Raw genomic sequence first — 14211 nt, forward strand, 5'->3', positions numbered from 1 at the left:
GCCCCTTCACCCGGGTCGCTTCCGACTGCGCCTGCGCGGCCTGCGCCTGCGCCTGCGCGAGCTGCGCCCGGCCCTGTGCGATCTTGGACTGGAGCAATGCGGGATCGAGGATCGCGAGCGGCTGGCCAACGCGAACGGTGTCGCCCTCGTCTACCAGTACCTGCGCAATGCGATAGCCCGACAGCTCGGACGTCACCGCCGCCTCTTCGAACGCGACCAGCAGCCCGGACGCCTGAAGGCTGCCGCCCATCGCGCGCGACGCGACCTGCGCCACGGTGACAGCACGCGCGGTGTCGGTCGAGGGCTTGGTCTCCGGTTCGTCGTGGCCCGAACAGGCCGACAGCGCGGCGACAAGGGCAAGAACGGGGGCAAGCGCCGCGGCGCGGGCGGCAATGGTCATGGTCGATCCTTGGGATTTTTTGTGTCCGGGGTAGCGGTCCAGCCGCCGCCGAGCGCCTGGAAGGCCTGCACCGAGCGGGTCAGCCCTTCCACCCGCGCCGCCGTCAGCCCGCTGCGCGCGCTGCGCAGGTTGCGCTCCGCCTCCAGCACCTCCTGGAGGTCGGCGAAACCGAGCTGAAGCCGCTTCAGCGCTGCGTCATAGCCGCGTTGCGAACGGGCCACCCCAGCCTCCAGCGCGGTGATGCGGCGCCGGTCGGCGTCGAGGCGGATCAGTGCCTGGTCGGCCTCGCCATAGGCGTTCTGCACCAGCCGCTCGTAGGCGAGCACCGCCTGTTCGGCGCGCGCGCTAGCGGTACGCAATTCCGCTTTGAGCCGTCCGCGATCGAAGATCGGCGCCGTCAGCCCGCCCGCGCCGGTGCCGGTCAACGTCGTGGTGCCGATGCCCCCGGTCTGAGAGGCATAGGCGAGCGCCGCCTGGAGCGTGATGGTCGGGTAGAAGGCGAGTTCGGCGACGCGCACGTTGCCGCTCGCCGCGTCGAGTTGCGCGCGCGCCTCGCGCACGTCGGGTCGGCGAACCAGCAGCTCGCCCGGCATTGTAGCCGGTATGCTCGGCACCTCCGGCAGCGCGGACACGACCGGCAACGACGCAAGCGGGGAAGGCCCCGAGCCGATCAGGATCAGCAGCGCCCGCCGCGCCGCGTCGAACGCGCCCTCCAGGTTGCTCACCTCGGCCGCCGCCTGCGCCACGCTGCCCTCGACCTGCTCGGACTGGGTCGACGGATCGAGGCCACGGCGGACCCGGCCGGCGACGACCTCGTTCAGGCGCCGCTGGTTGGCCGCGGTCGCGCGGGCGTCCTCCAGCTGCGCGGCGAGCCCGCGCGCCTCGAACAGCGAGCGGGCGACATCGGCCGCCAGCGTCGCCCGCGCACCCTCATAGGTGAAGCGCGCAGCCGCCAGGGTGGCGTCCGCGACGCGGCGGTTGGCGCCGCGGCGGCCGAACAGGTCGAGCTGCCAGCTGATCGGCAGGCTGGCGTTGGTCGTGCGCGTCGTGGTCGGCGCGAACAGGTTGGTCAGCAGCTCGTCGGGGAAGCCTGGGATCTCGTCGATGGTGAGGACCTTGCTGCGCTGGACCTGCGCGTTCGCCTCCAGATTGCCCTGCAAGCCGAAGCGCGCCAGCGCCCCGGACCGCGTCGCCCTCGCCTCGTCGAGGCGTGCGAACGCTTCCCGGACCGAAAAGCCGTTCGCCAGCGCATGATCGACCAGCGAGGCGAGTTGCGGGTCGCCGTAGAGCGTCCACCAGCGGTCGATGGCGATCGCGGGCAGCCCGCCGTTCTGGCCATCGTACGCCACTGGAACGGCGGTCGTCGGGGTTCGGACATCGGGTGCATGGACGCAGCCGGCGAGCAGCAGCGCCGATCCACAGGCCCATGCAGCGGGACGACCGGCAATCCGGACAAGGCGGCGAAAATTCATTAGGGGCAACATCATCGGCTGTGGACAGTGGATCCGGTTGGCCCCTAGCGCACTATCTATACGATGGAAACATAGTGTTTGGGGTTCAGTCACGGGCCATCTGCGCGTCGTCGAGAAACCATCCGGTTTCGTAACACCGCGGCACAGCAGGTTTTCGCGGACAGCGTCGCCATCATAGCCCTTGTCGGCACGGCACGGTAATCCGAGACCTCGCCGCCGGTCAGGACGAAGCCAAGAGGGCGTCCCTGACCGTCACAGCGGGCGTGGGCTTCGCTCGTAAAGCCGCCGCGGCTTCGACCAAAGCCCTCCTTGCAGCCCCCCCTTTAGCGCCCGCTGCCTGAGAATGGCCGCGGACGATCGTGCTGTCGAGCATGTGCTGCCAGTCGTCGTCAGCCCGAGATCGACCAGCGTCGTCAGCATCGCGTCCCAAACGCCCTGCTCGGCCCAGCGCCGGAAGCGCACGTAGACTGAGTTCCACTTGCCATAGCGCTCGTGCATGTCGCGCTACGGGCAATCCACGCGCAGCACGTGCAGCATTCCATTCAGATACCGCCGATTGTCATGCGACGGCCGGGCCGTGCGACCTCGCTCTGGCGGAAGCAAGCCGATGATCGCCCATTCCTCGTCCGACACATCGCCTCAACCCAAAGCCGCTTCCAAAAGGCACCTAATCAGAAATCCGTCCCTATGGAAACTCACTATGTCAACAGGGCTTAGTTGAAAAGGGCGGGAGCGATGCCCGAATGGTGCGCGTCGTGAACCGCGCCACTCAGTTCATTGGAGTCGACTTCATGGTCACGTGCGGCGTCCGCGCACCGGCGCGGCAGAAGGCCCCCTATGCGCAGGCAGGACCAAGCCCGGCCGGGTCGGCACCTGGACGCTCAACTCGCGCAACCTGCCCGACCCGACGACCGGCTTCGGCTGCGCCGTCGATTTCCTGCCCGTCCCGTACGACTAGGATGTGAAGATCGGTCCAGCCCGTTCGACCAAATGGCGGTGGTCATCTTCCGCGCGGACGCGCTGGACGACGCGGCCATTCGCGGGGGCGCCGACGGAACCGTCACGGCAGGTCGCGCGAGAAGGGCAAGACTGACAACCGGCACTTCGAGCTCACGTGATTGATCTCGACCGCTTGGCGGGCACCGCGCGCGTTCATCGCCGCGCAACCCGCGTCCCCGTCACAACAGCCGAAGACCGGCAATCCCGAGCTGACTAGGACTACGGAGAGCCTGCGGCGGCTGATGATCTTGGCACTGTTCGGCCGACGTGACTTGCACGCTAGGCGCGGTCGGAACCTGCGCGTCCGCGAAGGCATGAACACGGCCTGCGCTCGCCAAAGCCGACATCGATCGCGATTGGTACACGCGCTCCGCCGACGTCAACGATGTGACGTGCTCCTCTGGAATGTGACTGTGGTGAGGTAGAGCCCTTCTCGCCAGGAGGATTCCTTCGAGAACAATCGTCGGGTCCGCGCGATCAAGGCTGCGTTCGAGCCGCGCGACAGCAATTCCACATGAGCTTCCCGGCGGCCCTCCCTGGTTTCGCGGAAAATCCTGCGGAGATCCAGCATGAGAGGCGTTCAACCGTGACGTCGGGTTCGATCCCGGAAGTCGCGCAGACGTATGCACGACAGTAGCCGCGCTCTTCGGTCCGCGTGTGAAAAAATCCGTCTCATGATGAGCGACAGTTTACGCCAATCTCCCGAAACTCTGGGCGTGGGCAGCGTTGTCGATCGTAAATTGCTGCTGCAGATCGCGTGGGCCGATCAAATCTTCCTGCGCTTGCCCTCGAAACCATCTTTCACGTCATCGATCCAGGCGATCACCTCCCGATTGCTCCAGCGCGAGGCGCCGGGAGAAACCTTGTAGGGCGAGGGGAACGTACCCTCCTGAATTAGCCGGTAGATCATCGACTTTCCCAGCCCAACACGACGCTTCACCTCCTCGAGCTTGATCAGCCGATCCGCTTCGCCGTCAGCGATCATCATCATCGACCGCTGCTCCGATATCGAACGAAGCTCCGGTCGCTACCAAGGAACGCCGAAAGCATCGCCGGTATGAGTTCGGTAACGGGTTCCTCGCTGCCATAGGCTTCTGCATAGCATCGGGCATATTCGCGAAGCGCGTCGTGCAGGTCCGGCATGATGGTGATCGCCAGCTTGACCGGCGTCCGGTCGGGGAGCTTGCCGAGCTTCAGGTCCATGATGTCTCCTAGCCGCGCCACGGCGCGAGGATGAGGTCGCGGGTCACCAGCACGCGGACGGGGGCGCCCGGCCGGATGGTGATGGTCGGGGGGATGTCGAGGTTGCGCTGGGTGATCTGGTCTCCGGCCCGCGCGGTGTTCGACTGGGCCGACTCGCGAATCGCCTGCACGAGATCGCTCTCGCCCGAGATCGACAATTCCGAGCCGACGCCGAGCGTCGTCGCGATCGCAACGCCCTTGAGGAGCGTCCATGTGTGGAAGTCGACCTTGTCCGCAACGCCGGCATAGCCCGCCAGGTCCGTAGCCGGCATGTTGTCGAGCCGGAGCGCGCTCCCGTCGGGCAGGATCAGCCGCTGCCAGACGACGAGCGCGCGCCGCTGACCGAATGCCACGACGCTATCATATTTGCCGATCAGCCTGGCGCCTTGCGGAACGAGAAGGATGCTGCCCGTCACCGTATCGAACACGTTCTGCGTGACCTGCGCTGTCACCATCCCCGGCAGGTCGGACTTCAGCCCGGTGATAAGACTGGCTGCGATGACGCTGCCGGCGAGCAGGCTGTTGGGCGATACCGGCGCCCTGAGCCTGCCGGAGTTCAAATCGGCGTCGCTATCGCGCGCGGACGCGAACTGCTCCTTGCGAGTTGCAGTTCCAGCCGGACTATCGACATGAGGGTCGGCCGCAGCCCCCGACGCGTCCGTTTCGGCCGGGGCCACCAAGGTCCGGGTGGTCACCTGGGCCATCAGCCCCGACTCCCTCGCGGCCTTTAGCTCGGCGAGCCGTTGCTGCCGCGCAGCCTCGGCCGTATCGACGCGCTCCGGCGCTGTCTCGCCCTGCACGCGTTCCTGTGCGCGCAGGATGGGTCGTCCCAGGTCGCCGGGCAAAGGCGGCCCAAGCCTGGGCGCGTCGCCATAGCTGCTGGGGAGACCGGCCAGCGCATCGATGGCCGACTTCGCCATCGGCTGCGACAGCTCGCTTTCCTGGCCTTGCCGGATGAATACCTGCGGCTTCAGCGCCAACCAGGCAATGCCCATCAAGCTCGCCGATCCAAGCGCCGCGGCACCGATGATGGCGCCGCGCCGAAATCGGATCGCGCGAGGAGGATGCGTGCGGATGCCCAGCGTCTCGGGATCGAGCTTGGCCGGCGTTGAGACCGGCGGGTCGGCGACGGTGTCGGTCATGCGCCCCTCCGCTTGGAGGTCGGCGAGACCCGGTCGATGCGGACCACCTGCTGCTTCTCGAGACCGAGCCGCAGCTCTGCAGCGTCAAAGATGCGGTCGACGACATAGAAGCGATCGCGCATCCGATAGTTGACCAGCTCGGCCTTGCGGTCGGTGCCGATCACGAACAGGGGTGGCGCCTCCCCGCTCGCAAGCGAGGCGGGGAACTCGATATAGGTCCTGGTGCCGTCGTCGAACACGCGCACCGGCCGCCACGGCGGCCGGTCGCCGCTAATCGCATAATTGAAATGCAGTTGCTCGACCGCAAGGACGGTGGCGACCGGCGTCGCCGCCTGCGCGGCCTCGGCCTTGCGCCTCACGGCAAGCAGTTCGTCTTGCGGATACGTCCATCGCATGGACGAGAGCGCCGTGCCCGGAGTGCTGACCAACCGCAGGTGATAGGCCCGCCAGTCGGTCGTGATGACCAGGTTGGTCAGGAGTCCTGCCGTGAAGGGCTTTACCAGCACATGCGTCTGCTGGGTCTCGCCGGAGCCGCTGGTGGTGTCGCCGATCACCCAGCGGGCGGTGTCGCCGCTCGCGACGGCGACCAGCTTTTCACCCGGCTGCAACGCGATGTCCGTGACCATGCCTGGCGCGGCATAGACCTGGAAGATCGTGCCCTCGCTGTATGGATATACCTGTGCGCCGTTAACGAAGCCGGTCGCCACCGGCTCGACGGTAGCGCTCCGCGTCGCCGATTGGACGGCCTTGTGCGCAGAAGGCATAGCTCGGTTCTGCGCGAGCGCGGGATGCGCGCCGAGGATACCGGCAATCGCTGGCAGCAGGATCAGTTTCATGGATTGGTCTCCTGGACTGGGGACGGCTGGCCGCCGAGGTCTGGATCGAGAGGCGACCCGAGCGGCAGGCTGGTGGTCGGCTCCCGCGCCGCGCGCTCTGGCGCCGCCGGGGATGGAGCGGTGTCGAGTTCGCGGCTCCAATCGATCGCATCGACATAGATGCCGAGCGGGTTCTTGCGCAGCACCTCCGCCGAAGCGGGGGGACGGGTCACGGTGGTGAGGATCGCCGTCCAGCGGCTGGTGCCGGACTGTGCGCCGCGCTCGAAAGCGGTCTCTGTCCATTTCACCTGGAACGACTTGTCGGAAGCGCGCACGACGCTGGTGACCTGCACCGAAACCGTCTGCTCGCCGACATGGGCGAACGGCGCCGCCGAGCGGGCGTGTTCGCCGAGGAACCGTGCGCCTCGCTGCGTCACGAAATCATAGGCCTGGAGCCAGTCTCGCCGCATCAGCACCGGGTCGAGCGACACCGAGCGAATGCTGGTGATGAAGCGCGACAGATGCCAGGCAACCTGCGGATCGGTCGGCCGGTAGTCGAGATCGGCTGGTTGCACCGCCCGCGCCTCGCCAAGCCGGTCGACCTCGACCACATAGGGCGTCACCCTGCTCTGCAAGGACTGCCAGGCGAGGCCTGCCGAAGTGCCCGCGGTCAGCGCGAGGCAGCCGAACGCCATCCATCGCCAGTTGCGCGCCTGCACACGCGCCGAGCCGATCCGCGCGTCCCAGAGCTGGCCCGCGCGCTGGTACGGCGTCTCGGGCGGTGGCGTGCGCCCGTAGCGCTGCACGCTTCGCTTGAAGAACATGGCTCAGTCGTTCCTTTCCTTGATGTCGGGCATGGCGGATGCGCCGCCGCGATCGCCTTGGCTCAGAGCGTGGATTGCGACCTGGCGGCGATGCCGGCTGGTCTGTTCGGCGCGCGCCGCGCGTGCCCAGGCAGGCGCTCCGGTCTCCCCGGCGGCAGTCGCGGCCAGCGGGGCGTTCTGCTGGTTGAGCGCGCTCCATGCGCCTTGCCGCCCACCGGCCGCGGCTTCGCCGAGCCCCAGCGCACCACTCGCCCGCGACTTCGCGGCGTTGCCAGCCGCGCGCGCAACGCCTGCGAGGCCGGCGCCGACCGACGGGGTCGCAGCCGTCTCGCGGCCGAGCTGGTATGCGGTAGATGCCGCCGATCCCATCGCAGTGCCCGACCGGACCGCGCCAAGCGCGGCTCCGCCAAGCGCACGTGCTCCGCCCACGGCGGCGCCACCTGCCAGCATGGTGACGCCGGCAGCGCCCACCGTCGTGCCAAGCGCGGCACCCGCGCCGAGCTGCGGCGCACCGGCGACAAGGCCCGAGGCGATCGATGGCCCAAAGATGCCGAGGCCGAACAGCGCCAAGCTGGCGAGCACGAGGCTCATCGTCTGGCCGATGTCGGGCTCCCGGCCCTGGAGAGCATCGGTGAACTCGGCGAAGAAGTTGGAGCCGATGCCCACGATGACCGCGAGCACCATCACCTTGATGCCGGAGCTGACCACATTGCCGAGCACGCGCTCGGCCAGGAAGCTGGTGCGGTTCCACAGCGCGAACGGCACGAGGATGAAGCCGGCGAGGCTCGTCAGCTTGAACTCGAGGATGCAGACGAACATCTGCACCGCGAGGACGAAGAAGGCGACGATCACCAGCGCCCAGGCGAACAGCAGCACCATGATCATCAGGAAATTGTCGAAGAAGGTCGTGAACCCGACCATTTCGCTCGCCTGGCCGAGCAGCGGCCACGCCGCCGAGAAGCCGGTGCCGGCGAGCCGCCCGGGCTTGAGCAGGTCATCGGCCGAGAGCGTACCACCCCCGGCGGTCAGGCCGGCTTGCGCGAACGAACGGAAGATGATGTCGGCGAGCGTGGAGAAGCTGTTCAGGATGAACGCGAACGCGCCGACGTAGAGGATCTTCTTGAGGAAGCGGCCGATGACGTTGTCCTCGCCACCCATTGCCCAGAACAGCCCGGCCAGCGTGATGTCGATGCCGATCAGCGTCGCGGTCAGGAACCCGACATCGGGACCGAGCAGGCCAAACCCGCTGTCGATGTAGGTGATGAACGCCTGCAGGAAGCGATCGATGACATTGAGGTCGTTCAAGGCATGAAGCCTCCTGCTGGAGACAAGGGATGTCGCGAGACGGGGGGCGAACCGCCGCCGCAAGAACCGGATCGACCGTCGCCCGAAGAGGCTAGCGAGGCGTGTAGGCCGACCCCGAACCGAGGAACGTCTTGGTCGCCGCACGCGCTTCGGCGGCCTGCGTGGCGCGCCGGGCCTGCTCGATCGCCTCGCTGCGGAACTGCGCCGCCATCATGTGCTGCAGCTGGAACTGCTGCTTGGCGGTGAGCGCGAGCAGCTGGTTTGTCGCCTGCTGGGCCTGTAGCGCCCCTTCGGCGCCCTGACTGCGGGCGACGATGTCGGCGAGCGCTCGCGTGTCGGACTGGACGTTCTCGACCACCTGTGCCTGTACCGTCATCGTCTGGCGAAATGCGCCCGTGCTGGCGTCGAGACGCGCCCGGGCCTCGCGCACGCGGGCATCGGTGCGGAGCGCCGACGAGAAGTCCTGGGGGAACAGCGACTGGAACTTGTCGTCGAGCTGGTCGACCCGGAAATCGATCGCCTGGGCGCGGCCCATCAGCCGGTCGATCTCAGCAAGCTTCTGGCGAAGACCGTCGAGCTGGGGGAAGTCGATGCGTGTCAGGTTCTTGCCCTGGTTCACCAGCATCTGCGCTTCATTCTGAAGCTGCTGGATCTGCTGGTTGACCTGCTGAAGCGTGCGCGCGGCCGTCGCGATGTTCTGCGCGTAGTTGCTCGGGTCGAAGACTGTGATCTGCGCGTGCGCGGGCGTTGTCGCCGACATCCCGCTCATGATGAGGGAGCCGCCGGTCGCGGCTGCGAGCAGCGCGAAGATCCGGTGCTTGCGAGCGAGGAAGGGCATGATCGTCTCCATGTGACTGGATGGCCCCGGTGCTGCGTGGCCGCGGGCAGGTCCGGCATGGAGTTTCGTTGTTTCGTGGAGCCGGCGTCAGGCACCGGCTGGTGTCTGTGGCGGCCTGTGCGGGGACATTCCGCCGAGTTTCCGCATTCGCAGCGGCTCGTGGCAACCAGCTCCCCGAAGAATCGCAGGGCATCTTAGTTTACGGATGACGCTTGTCCTGCGTCTATCACCGCCTTTCTGCGGCGTTGATAAACCAACGCTTTCGCATGGTTTACAGAAGAGCTATTAAATGCGTCATGCGCGCAAAAAGGGCCGCCCTTCTGAACCGGCTGGTACATAAACTGCCCGAGCGATACGTCGTGGATGCGGCGTGGCTCTCTACCCTTGGGCTCACCGCTTCTTCCATTCGCGACTATGTCGAGCGGGGCTGGTTGGAGCGGGTTGGCTCCCGTCTCTACCGGCGTCCGGACCCCGGGGGCGGCGGCCCCGTGCGCTGGGAGATCGCGACGCTTTCCCTCCAGACCCTGCTGGAAGTACCAGTGCACGTCGGCGGAATGACCGCGCTCGAACTGGCCGGCTACTGGCAATATGCACCGCTCGGCCGGCGGCGGATCTGGCTCTACACCGATGCGCCTGCAGTACGCTCTTACCTTCGTCGACTGAACCTGGACGCCGATGTCGATATCCGGTCGCGCAAGCTGTTCGAGGATGTCGATCCCGACCTTGGCCTGGAAACCAGGGCCCTCGACCTGGCGAACAATACGCTCGGACCTGCAGCAACACCCGGCGATACACACCCTCCGCACCGTCAATATCTGCGGGTTTCCGGAATCGAACGCGCCATCCTCGAAACGCTGGAAGAGATTCCGAAGACCGTAAGCTTCCAGCACGGTGCCGAGCTGTTCGAGGGCCTCACCACGCTCAGGCCGAAGCTCACCCAAGCCCTGCTCATGGCATGCCGCAGCGTGAAGGCGAAGCGGCTCTTCCTCTATTTCGCGGGCCAGCACCGCCACGCCTGGACGCGCCACCTGCGCGTGGCCGAGATCGACATCGGCTCGGGCAAGCGCCAGATCGTGCCAGGTGGCGAGCTCGATCCGGAGTTCTTGATCACCGTGCCGAAGTCCGGGAGACAGAAGCCCGGACCGAGGGCTAACTGATGTCGGTCGAGATTTACTCCGCGCAAGTCGCCCTGCTGGTCCGCACCATCCCGGAGATCGCACGGGAAGACATCTTCGCGCTCAAGGGCGGCACCGCGATAAACCTGTTCGTCCGCGATCTGCCGCGGCTCTCGGTCGACATCGACCTTGTATACCTCCCGATCGCCCCGCGAGCGGAGTCGCTTTCCGCCCTCCACGACGGCTTCGCGCGGATCGCCGGCGGGCTGCGCAAGCGCTTGGGCGCCAAGGTAACGGAGCAGAACTCGGGCGATGGCGCGAAGCTGGTCGTGCGTGCGGGAACAGCCCAGATCAAGGTGGAAGTGAAGCCCTGTCCTGCGCGGGACGGTGTTCGAGCCGGAGCTCCTTGCCGTCCGTCCGCCGGTCGAGGACCAATTCGGCTATGCGGAGATGCAGGTCGTAGCACTCCCCGATCTCTACGCGGGAAAGATCGCCGCCGCGCTCGACCGCCAGCACCCGCGCGACCTTTTCGACATCCTCCACCTCTACGAGAACGAGGGCATCACCGACGATCTCTTCAAGGCGTTCCTCGTCTATCTCTTCAGCCACAACCGCCCGGCGCACGAACTGCTCGATCCCCACCTGCTCGATCTCGAGGGCATCTATTTCGGCGAGTTCAGCGGCATGACCGTGGAGCCGGTACCGCTCGCAGTGCTGCTCGACGTCCGGAAGAGACTGGTCGCCGACATCCAGCAACGCGCGCGCGAAGGTGCCCCTGCTGCCTTCCTGCAATCCTTCTTCGCGGGTGAGCCCGACTGGTCGCAGCTTGGCTTGCCGATCGACCCGTCCCGGCTTCCGGCGGTGCAGTGGAAGCTGCAGAACCTTGGACGCCTCCGGGGGGAGCAGAGGGAGAAGTTCGAGGATCAGCTCGCCAAACTCGATGAGGTGCTCGTCGGTCCAGAGGGCGAGCAGTAGGATGCCCACGCCGGCTCGGCATCGCCAGGGCGGATGTCAGCCGGGCGGGGGCGCCGCCATGAGCTCCGCGGCCCAGTCGAGCCCGGCGTCGCGCAGGAAGGCTTCGGCAAATCGGTCGCGGCCATGCTCGGCAAGAATGGCATCGATCCGCCCCTGTGCGGCTGGATCGGATGCGCCGCACAGCGCCAGCGCGACAGGGCCAAGTCCGAGCTCGAACAGCCGGTTGCCGCGTGCGGACTGGAGGTAATAGTGCCGCTTGGGCGTGGCGCGGGCGATCAGTTCGATCTGGCGGTCGTTGAGCCCGAAGCGCGCATAGACGTCGCGGCCCTGCGGCTCGATTGCGCGATCATTGGGCAGCAGGATGCGTTGCGGGCAGCTTTCGATGATTGCGGGCGCGATCGCCGACCCGGCGACGTCGGCGAGGCTCTGCGTCGCGAACAGCACTGCGACGTTCTTCTTGCGCAGCACCTTCAGCCACTCACGGATTCGCGCAGCGAAGAGCGGGTGGTCGAGGAAGATCCAGGCCTCGTCGAGGATCAGCAGGGTCGGCCGACCGTCGAACCGTTCCTCGATGCGGTGGAAGAGATAGGTGAGCACCGGCGCTACTGCGCCGGTGTGGAGCATGAGCGCCTCGGTCTCGAAGCATTGGACATCGGATAGCGCCAGATGCTGTTCGGCAGCATCGAGCAGTCGTCCGTACGGACCTTCCAGCGTGTAGGGCTGGAGCGCCATGCGCAGCGCGTTCGACTGGAGCAGCAGCGCTAGGCCGGTCATCGTCCGTTCCTCGCGCGGTGCCGACGCGAGACTGCCGAGCGCGGTCCATACCGCGTCCTTGATCTCCGGCGTGACGGGCACGTTCTCGTGCGCCAGCAGCGCCGCGATCCACTCCGCCGCCCAGCTGCGTTCGGTGGCATCGTCGATGGTTGCCAGCGGCTGGAAGGCGAGCGCCTCGCCGCCTGCCCCCGCCGTCCCCAGCGCATGGTGCCCGCCGCTCATCGCGAGGACCGCGGCGCGCGCGGAATTGCCCTTGTCGAAGATATAGACCTGCGCGCCGGCGTAGCGGCGAAACTGGAGCGCAATCAGGCCCAGCAGCACCGACTTGCCAGCGCCGGTCGGGCCGACGACCATCATGTGGCCGACATCGCCGACATGGGTGGAGAGTCGAAACGGCGTCGACCCGGCGGTCCTGGCAACAAGCAGCGGCGGACCGTCGAGATGCGTGTTCCCCACCGGCCCCGCCCAGACCGAGGAGAGCGGCATCAGGTGCGCCAAGTTGAGCGTATGGACCAGCGGCTGCCGTACATTGGCATAGACGTGGCCGGGCAGCGACGAGAGCCAGGCTTCGACCGCATTCACGCCTTCGCGGATGCAAGTGAAGCCGAGGCCGTTGATGACGCGCTCCACGCTGCGCACCTTGTCCTCGACCCCTGCCCGGCTCCGGTCGGAAACCGTGATCGTCGTCGTCAGATAGCCGAAGGCGACATGGTCGCCGCCGAGCGCCTGGAGTGCCTGGTCGGCATCCGCGACCTTGTTGTCCGCATCGCTATCGAGCAACTGCGCCGGCTGATTGTAGAGCACCTCGCGCAACAGCGCCGTGACCGACTTGCGCTTGTTGAACCACTGGCGGCGCAGCGACGTGAGCGTCTTGGTGGCCAGCGTCTTGTCGAGCGCGATGAAGCGGGTGACCCAGCGATAGCCGAAGTCCTGGTGGTTGAGCGCGTCGAGAATACCGGGACGGCTGAGGCTCGGGAAACCAAGGATGGTGAGCGTCCGGACATGGCTGGAGCCGAGCCGCGGCTCGAGCCCGCCCATCAGCGGCGTGTCGGCAAGGATGCCGTCCAGATACATCGGCGTCTCTGGCGCGGCGACGGGATGCCGCCGGTCCGAGATCGTGCCGTGGAGGAAGGTCAACGTCTCGCCATCGTCCAGCGGCCGCACGTCGGCCATGAAGCCTGAAAGCAGGTCGAGCACCCGGGCGGTCTCGCCGATGAAGCTCTCCAGCGCGCCGCGCCAGTCGCGCGTCCGGTCGCCGCCAGGCCGCTCGACCAGGGTGCGCCCTGCGCGATCCGTCGCGTCCGCCGGTGGCAGCCAGGTGAGCGTCAGGTGATAGCGGCTCTCGAAATGCGCGCCCTCGGCTTCGAATGCCGCCCGCCGCTCTCGGTCGATTAGCCAGCTTGCCGCGTCGGGAAAATCGCTGGCGGGATAGGCGTGGCTTTCGCGCCGCTCGGCGTCGAAGAACAACGCCCAGCCGCTGCCCAGCCGCTTGAGCGCGTTGTTCGCTCGCGCGCAGGCAGCGACCAGCTCGGCTTCGGTGGCCGATTCGAGGTCAGGACCGCGAAAGGCGAGCACCCGCAGGAAGCTGCCGTCCTTGTTGAGCACGATGCCCGGTGCGACCAATGCTGCCCAGGGCAGGTGATCGGCGAGGCGCTCTGCGCGGTCGCGATATTCGCCCAGGAACATCATTTCAGCCTCCTCAGCATGCGAGATATCCCTTCTGTCGGATGTGGCGGAGCAGTACCGGGGCGAAGCTCGGGTCGCGGCGGGCGGCCATCACGGCGATGCTGTGGCCGATCGCCCAGAGCAGCACGCCGGCCAGCCACTGCTGGAGGCCGAGGCCGATGGCCGCGGCCAGCGTGCCGTTGACGATCGCGAGACCACGAGGGGCGCCGCCGAGCAGCAGCGGGCTTCCGAGCGAGCCGTGGATCGGCACTTCGAAGCCGTCGATGTGCTGGCCGCCGCCGATCACGAGATCAGCGCCCCGCCGCCGAAGCTGAAGAAGGAGAGGAAAAAGCTCGACGCGGCGAACGCGATCGAAAGGCCGAACACGATTTGGATCAGGCGCCGGAACCCGCCCGCACTTTCGCCGAACGCGAGCGTCAGGCCGGTGACGATGATGATGATCACCGCCACGATCTTGGCGACCGGACCCTGCACCGACTCGAGCACCTGCTGCAGCGGCTCTTCCCACGGCATCCCGGAGCCTGCCGCCTGGACCTGGGTAGCCAGCGTGAGCGCAAGGCCCAGCCCAACGCCGGCAAGCATCAGGCGGCATCCGGAACGACGGATCATCTGGGTACGGGTCAT

General features: G+C 67.1%; 15 protein-coding genes and 2 pseudogenes. 4 read left to right on the forward strand and 13 right to left on the reverse strand.

Annotation, left to right across the window (positions count from 1 at the left end):
• From LK533_RS10510 to LK533_RS18055, 3 genes and pseudogenes are all read right to left on the reverse strand, one after another.
• The coding region (locus LK533_RS10510) for a biotin/lipoyl-binding protein (protein WP_229362818.1) at nucleotides 1-400 on the reverse strand (400 nt) is incomplete at its 3' end.
• Nucleotides 397-1872: an efflux transporter outer membrane subunit gene (locus tag LK533_RS10515; protein ID WP_229362819.1), complete on the reverse strand. Its 1476-nt coding sequence runs from the start codon at nucleotides 1870-1872 to the stop codon at nucleotides 397-399. The genes LK533_RS10515 and LK533_RS10510, both read right to left, overlap by 4 nt.
• Nucleotides 1855-2505, reverse strand: a pseudogene (locus tag LK533_RS18055) (IS5 family transposase); the annotation flags it as partial. The pseudogene LK533_RS18055 and the gene LK533_RS10515, both read right to left, overlap by 18 nt.
• A gap of 166 nt (nucleotides 2506-2671) precedes the next feature.
• Here LK533_RS18055 and LK533_RS10525 point away from each other — a divergent pair.
• Entirely contained in the window at nucleotides 2672-2830 is a 159-nt protein-coding gene (locus tag LK533_RS10525) for a hypothetical protein (protein WP_229362822.1), read from the forward strand.
• 807 nt (nucleotides 2831-3637) lie between these two features.
• Here the strand turns inward: LK533_RS10525 and LK533_RS10530 are convergent.
• From LK533_RS10530 to trbJ, 7 genes are all read right to left on the reverse strand, one after another.
• Nucleotides 3638-3862 carry a helix-turn-helix transcriptional regulator gene (locus tag LK533_RS10530; protein WP_229362824.1) on the reverse strand — a complete coding sequence of 75 codons (225 nt, stop codon included), beginning with the start codon at nucleotides 3860-3862 and terminating at the stop codon, nucleotides 3638-3640.
• The gene (locus LK533_RS10535) at nucleotides 3859-4077 is read right to left on the reverse strand and encodes a DUF2274 domain-containing protein (RefSeq protein WP_229363123.1); all 219 of its coding nucleotides are present in this window, start codon (nucleotides 4075-4077) and stop codon (nucleotides 3859-3861) included. The genes LK533_RS10530 and LK533_RS10535 overlap by 4 nt, the downstream gene beginning before the upstream one ends.
• Before the next feature lie 5 nt (nucleotides 4078-4082).
• A complete protein-coding gene (locus tag LK533_RS10540) occupies nucleotides 4083-5255 on the reverse strand; it encodes a TrbI/VirB10 family protein (RefSeq protein WP_229362826.1) in 1173 nt (390 codons plus the stop codon).
• Complete coding sequence (gene trbG, locus LK533_RS10545; RefSeq protein WP_229362827.1) at nucleotides 5252-6091, reverse strand: P-type conjugative transfer protein TrbG; 840 nt, start codon at nucleotides 6089-6091, stop codon at nucleotides 5252-5254. The genes LK533_RS10540 and trbG overlap by 4 nt, the downstream gene beginning before the upstream one ends.
• The gene (gene trbF / locus LK533_RS10550) at nucleotides 6088-6894 is read right to left on the reverse strand and encodes a conjugal transfer protein TrbF (RefSeq protein ID WP_229362828.1); all 807 of its coding nucleotides are present in this window, start codon (nucleotides 6892-6894) and stop codon (nucleotides 6088-6090) included. The genes trbG and trbF overlap by 4 nt, the downstream gene beginning before the upstream one ends.
• Nucleotides 6895-6897: 3 nt before the next feature.
• Nucleotides 6898-8199 (reverse strand): P-type conjugative transfer protein TrbL, encoded by a 1302-nt coding sequence (trbL, locus tag LK533_RS10555; RefSeq protein WP_229362829.1) that lies wholly within the window; start codon nucleotides 8197-8199, stop codon nucleotides 6898-6900.
• A 91-nt stretch (nucleotides 8200-8290) separates the two neighbouring features.
• Nucleotides 8291-9037: a P-type conjugative transfer protein TrbJ gene (trbJ, locus tag LK533_RS10560; protein WP_229362830.1), complete on the reverse strand. Its 747-nt coding sequence runs from the start codon at nucleotides 9035-9037 to the stop codon at nucleotides 8291-8293.
• 296 nt (nucleotides 9038-9333) lie between these two features.
• On the opposite strand from trbJ, the gene LK533_RS10565 reads away from it, so the two are divergent.
• From LK533_RS10565 to LK533_RS17970, 3 genes and pseudogenes are all read left to right on the forward strand, one after another.
• Nucleotides 9334-10194 (forward strand): type IV toxin-antitoxin system AbiEi family antitoxin domain-containing protein, encoded by an 861-nt coding sequence (locus LK533_RS10565; RefSeq protein ID WP_229362831.1) that lies wholly within the window; start codon nucleotides 9334-9336, stop codon nucleotides 10192-10194.
• Nucleotides 10194-10457: pseudogene (locus LK533_RS17965) on the forward strand (nucleotidyl transferase AbiEii/AbiGii toxin family protein); the annotation flags it as partial. The gene LK533_RS10565 and the pseudogene LK533_RS17965, both read left to right, overlap by 1 nt.
• A gap of 82 nt (nucleotides 10458-10539) precedes the next feature.
• A complete protein-coding gene (locus tag LK533_RS17970; RefSeq protein ID WP_324255287.1) occupies nucleotides 10540-11127 on the forward strand; it encodes a nucleotidyl transferase AbiEii/AbiGii toxin family protein in 588 nt (195 codons plus the stop codon).
• Nucleotides 11128-11163: 36 nt separating this feature from the next.
• Here LK533_RS17970 and trbE read toward each other — a convergent pair whose 3' ends face one another.
• Genes trbE through LK533_RS10585 form a run of 3 tightly spaced genes read right to left on the reverse strand, consistent with a single transcriptional unit; the run spans nucleotide 11164 to nucleotide 14211 of the window.
• Nucleotides 11164-13590, reverse strand: coding sequence for a conjugal transfer protein TrbE (gene trbE, locus LK533_RS10575; RefSeq protein WP_229362832.1), 2427 nt, complete (start codon nucleotides 13588-13590; stop codon nucleotides 11164-11166).
• Nucleotides 13591-13600: 10 nt separating this feature from the next.
• Nucleotides 13601-13873 carry a VirB3 family type IV secretion system protein gene (locus LK533_RS10580; protein ID WP_229362834.1) on the reverse strand — a complete coding sequence of 91 codons (273 nt, stop codon included), beginning with the start codon at nucleotides 13871-13873 and terminating at the stop codon, nucleotides 13601-13603.
• Nucleotides 13870-14211 carry a TrbC/VirB2 family protein gene (locus LK533_RS10585; RefSeq protein ID WP_420705843.1) on the reverse strand — a complete coding sequence of 114 codons (342 nt, stop codon included), beginning with the start codon at nucleotides 14209-14211 and terminating at the stop codon, nucleotides 13870-13872. The genes LK533_RS10580 and LK533_RS10585 overlap by 4 nt, the downstream gene beginning before the upstream one ends.

The sequence above is a fragment of the Sphingomonas sp. PL-96 genome (assembly GCF_020707215.1).
GTDB lineage: Bacteria > Pseudomonadota > Alphaproteobacteria > Sphingomonadales > Sphingomonadaceae > Sphingomonas.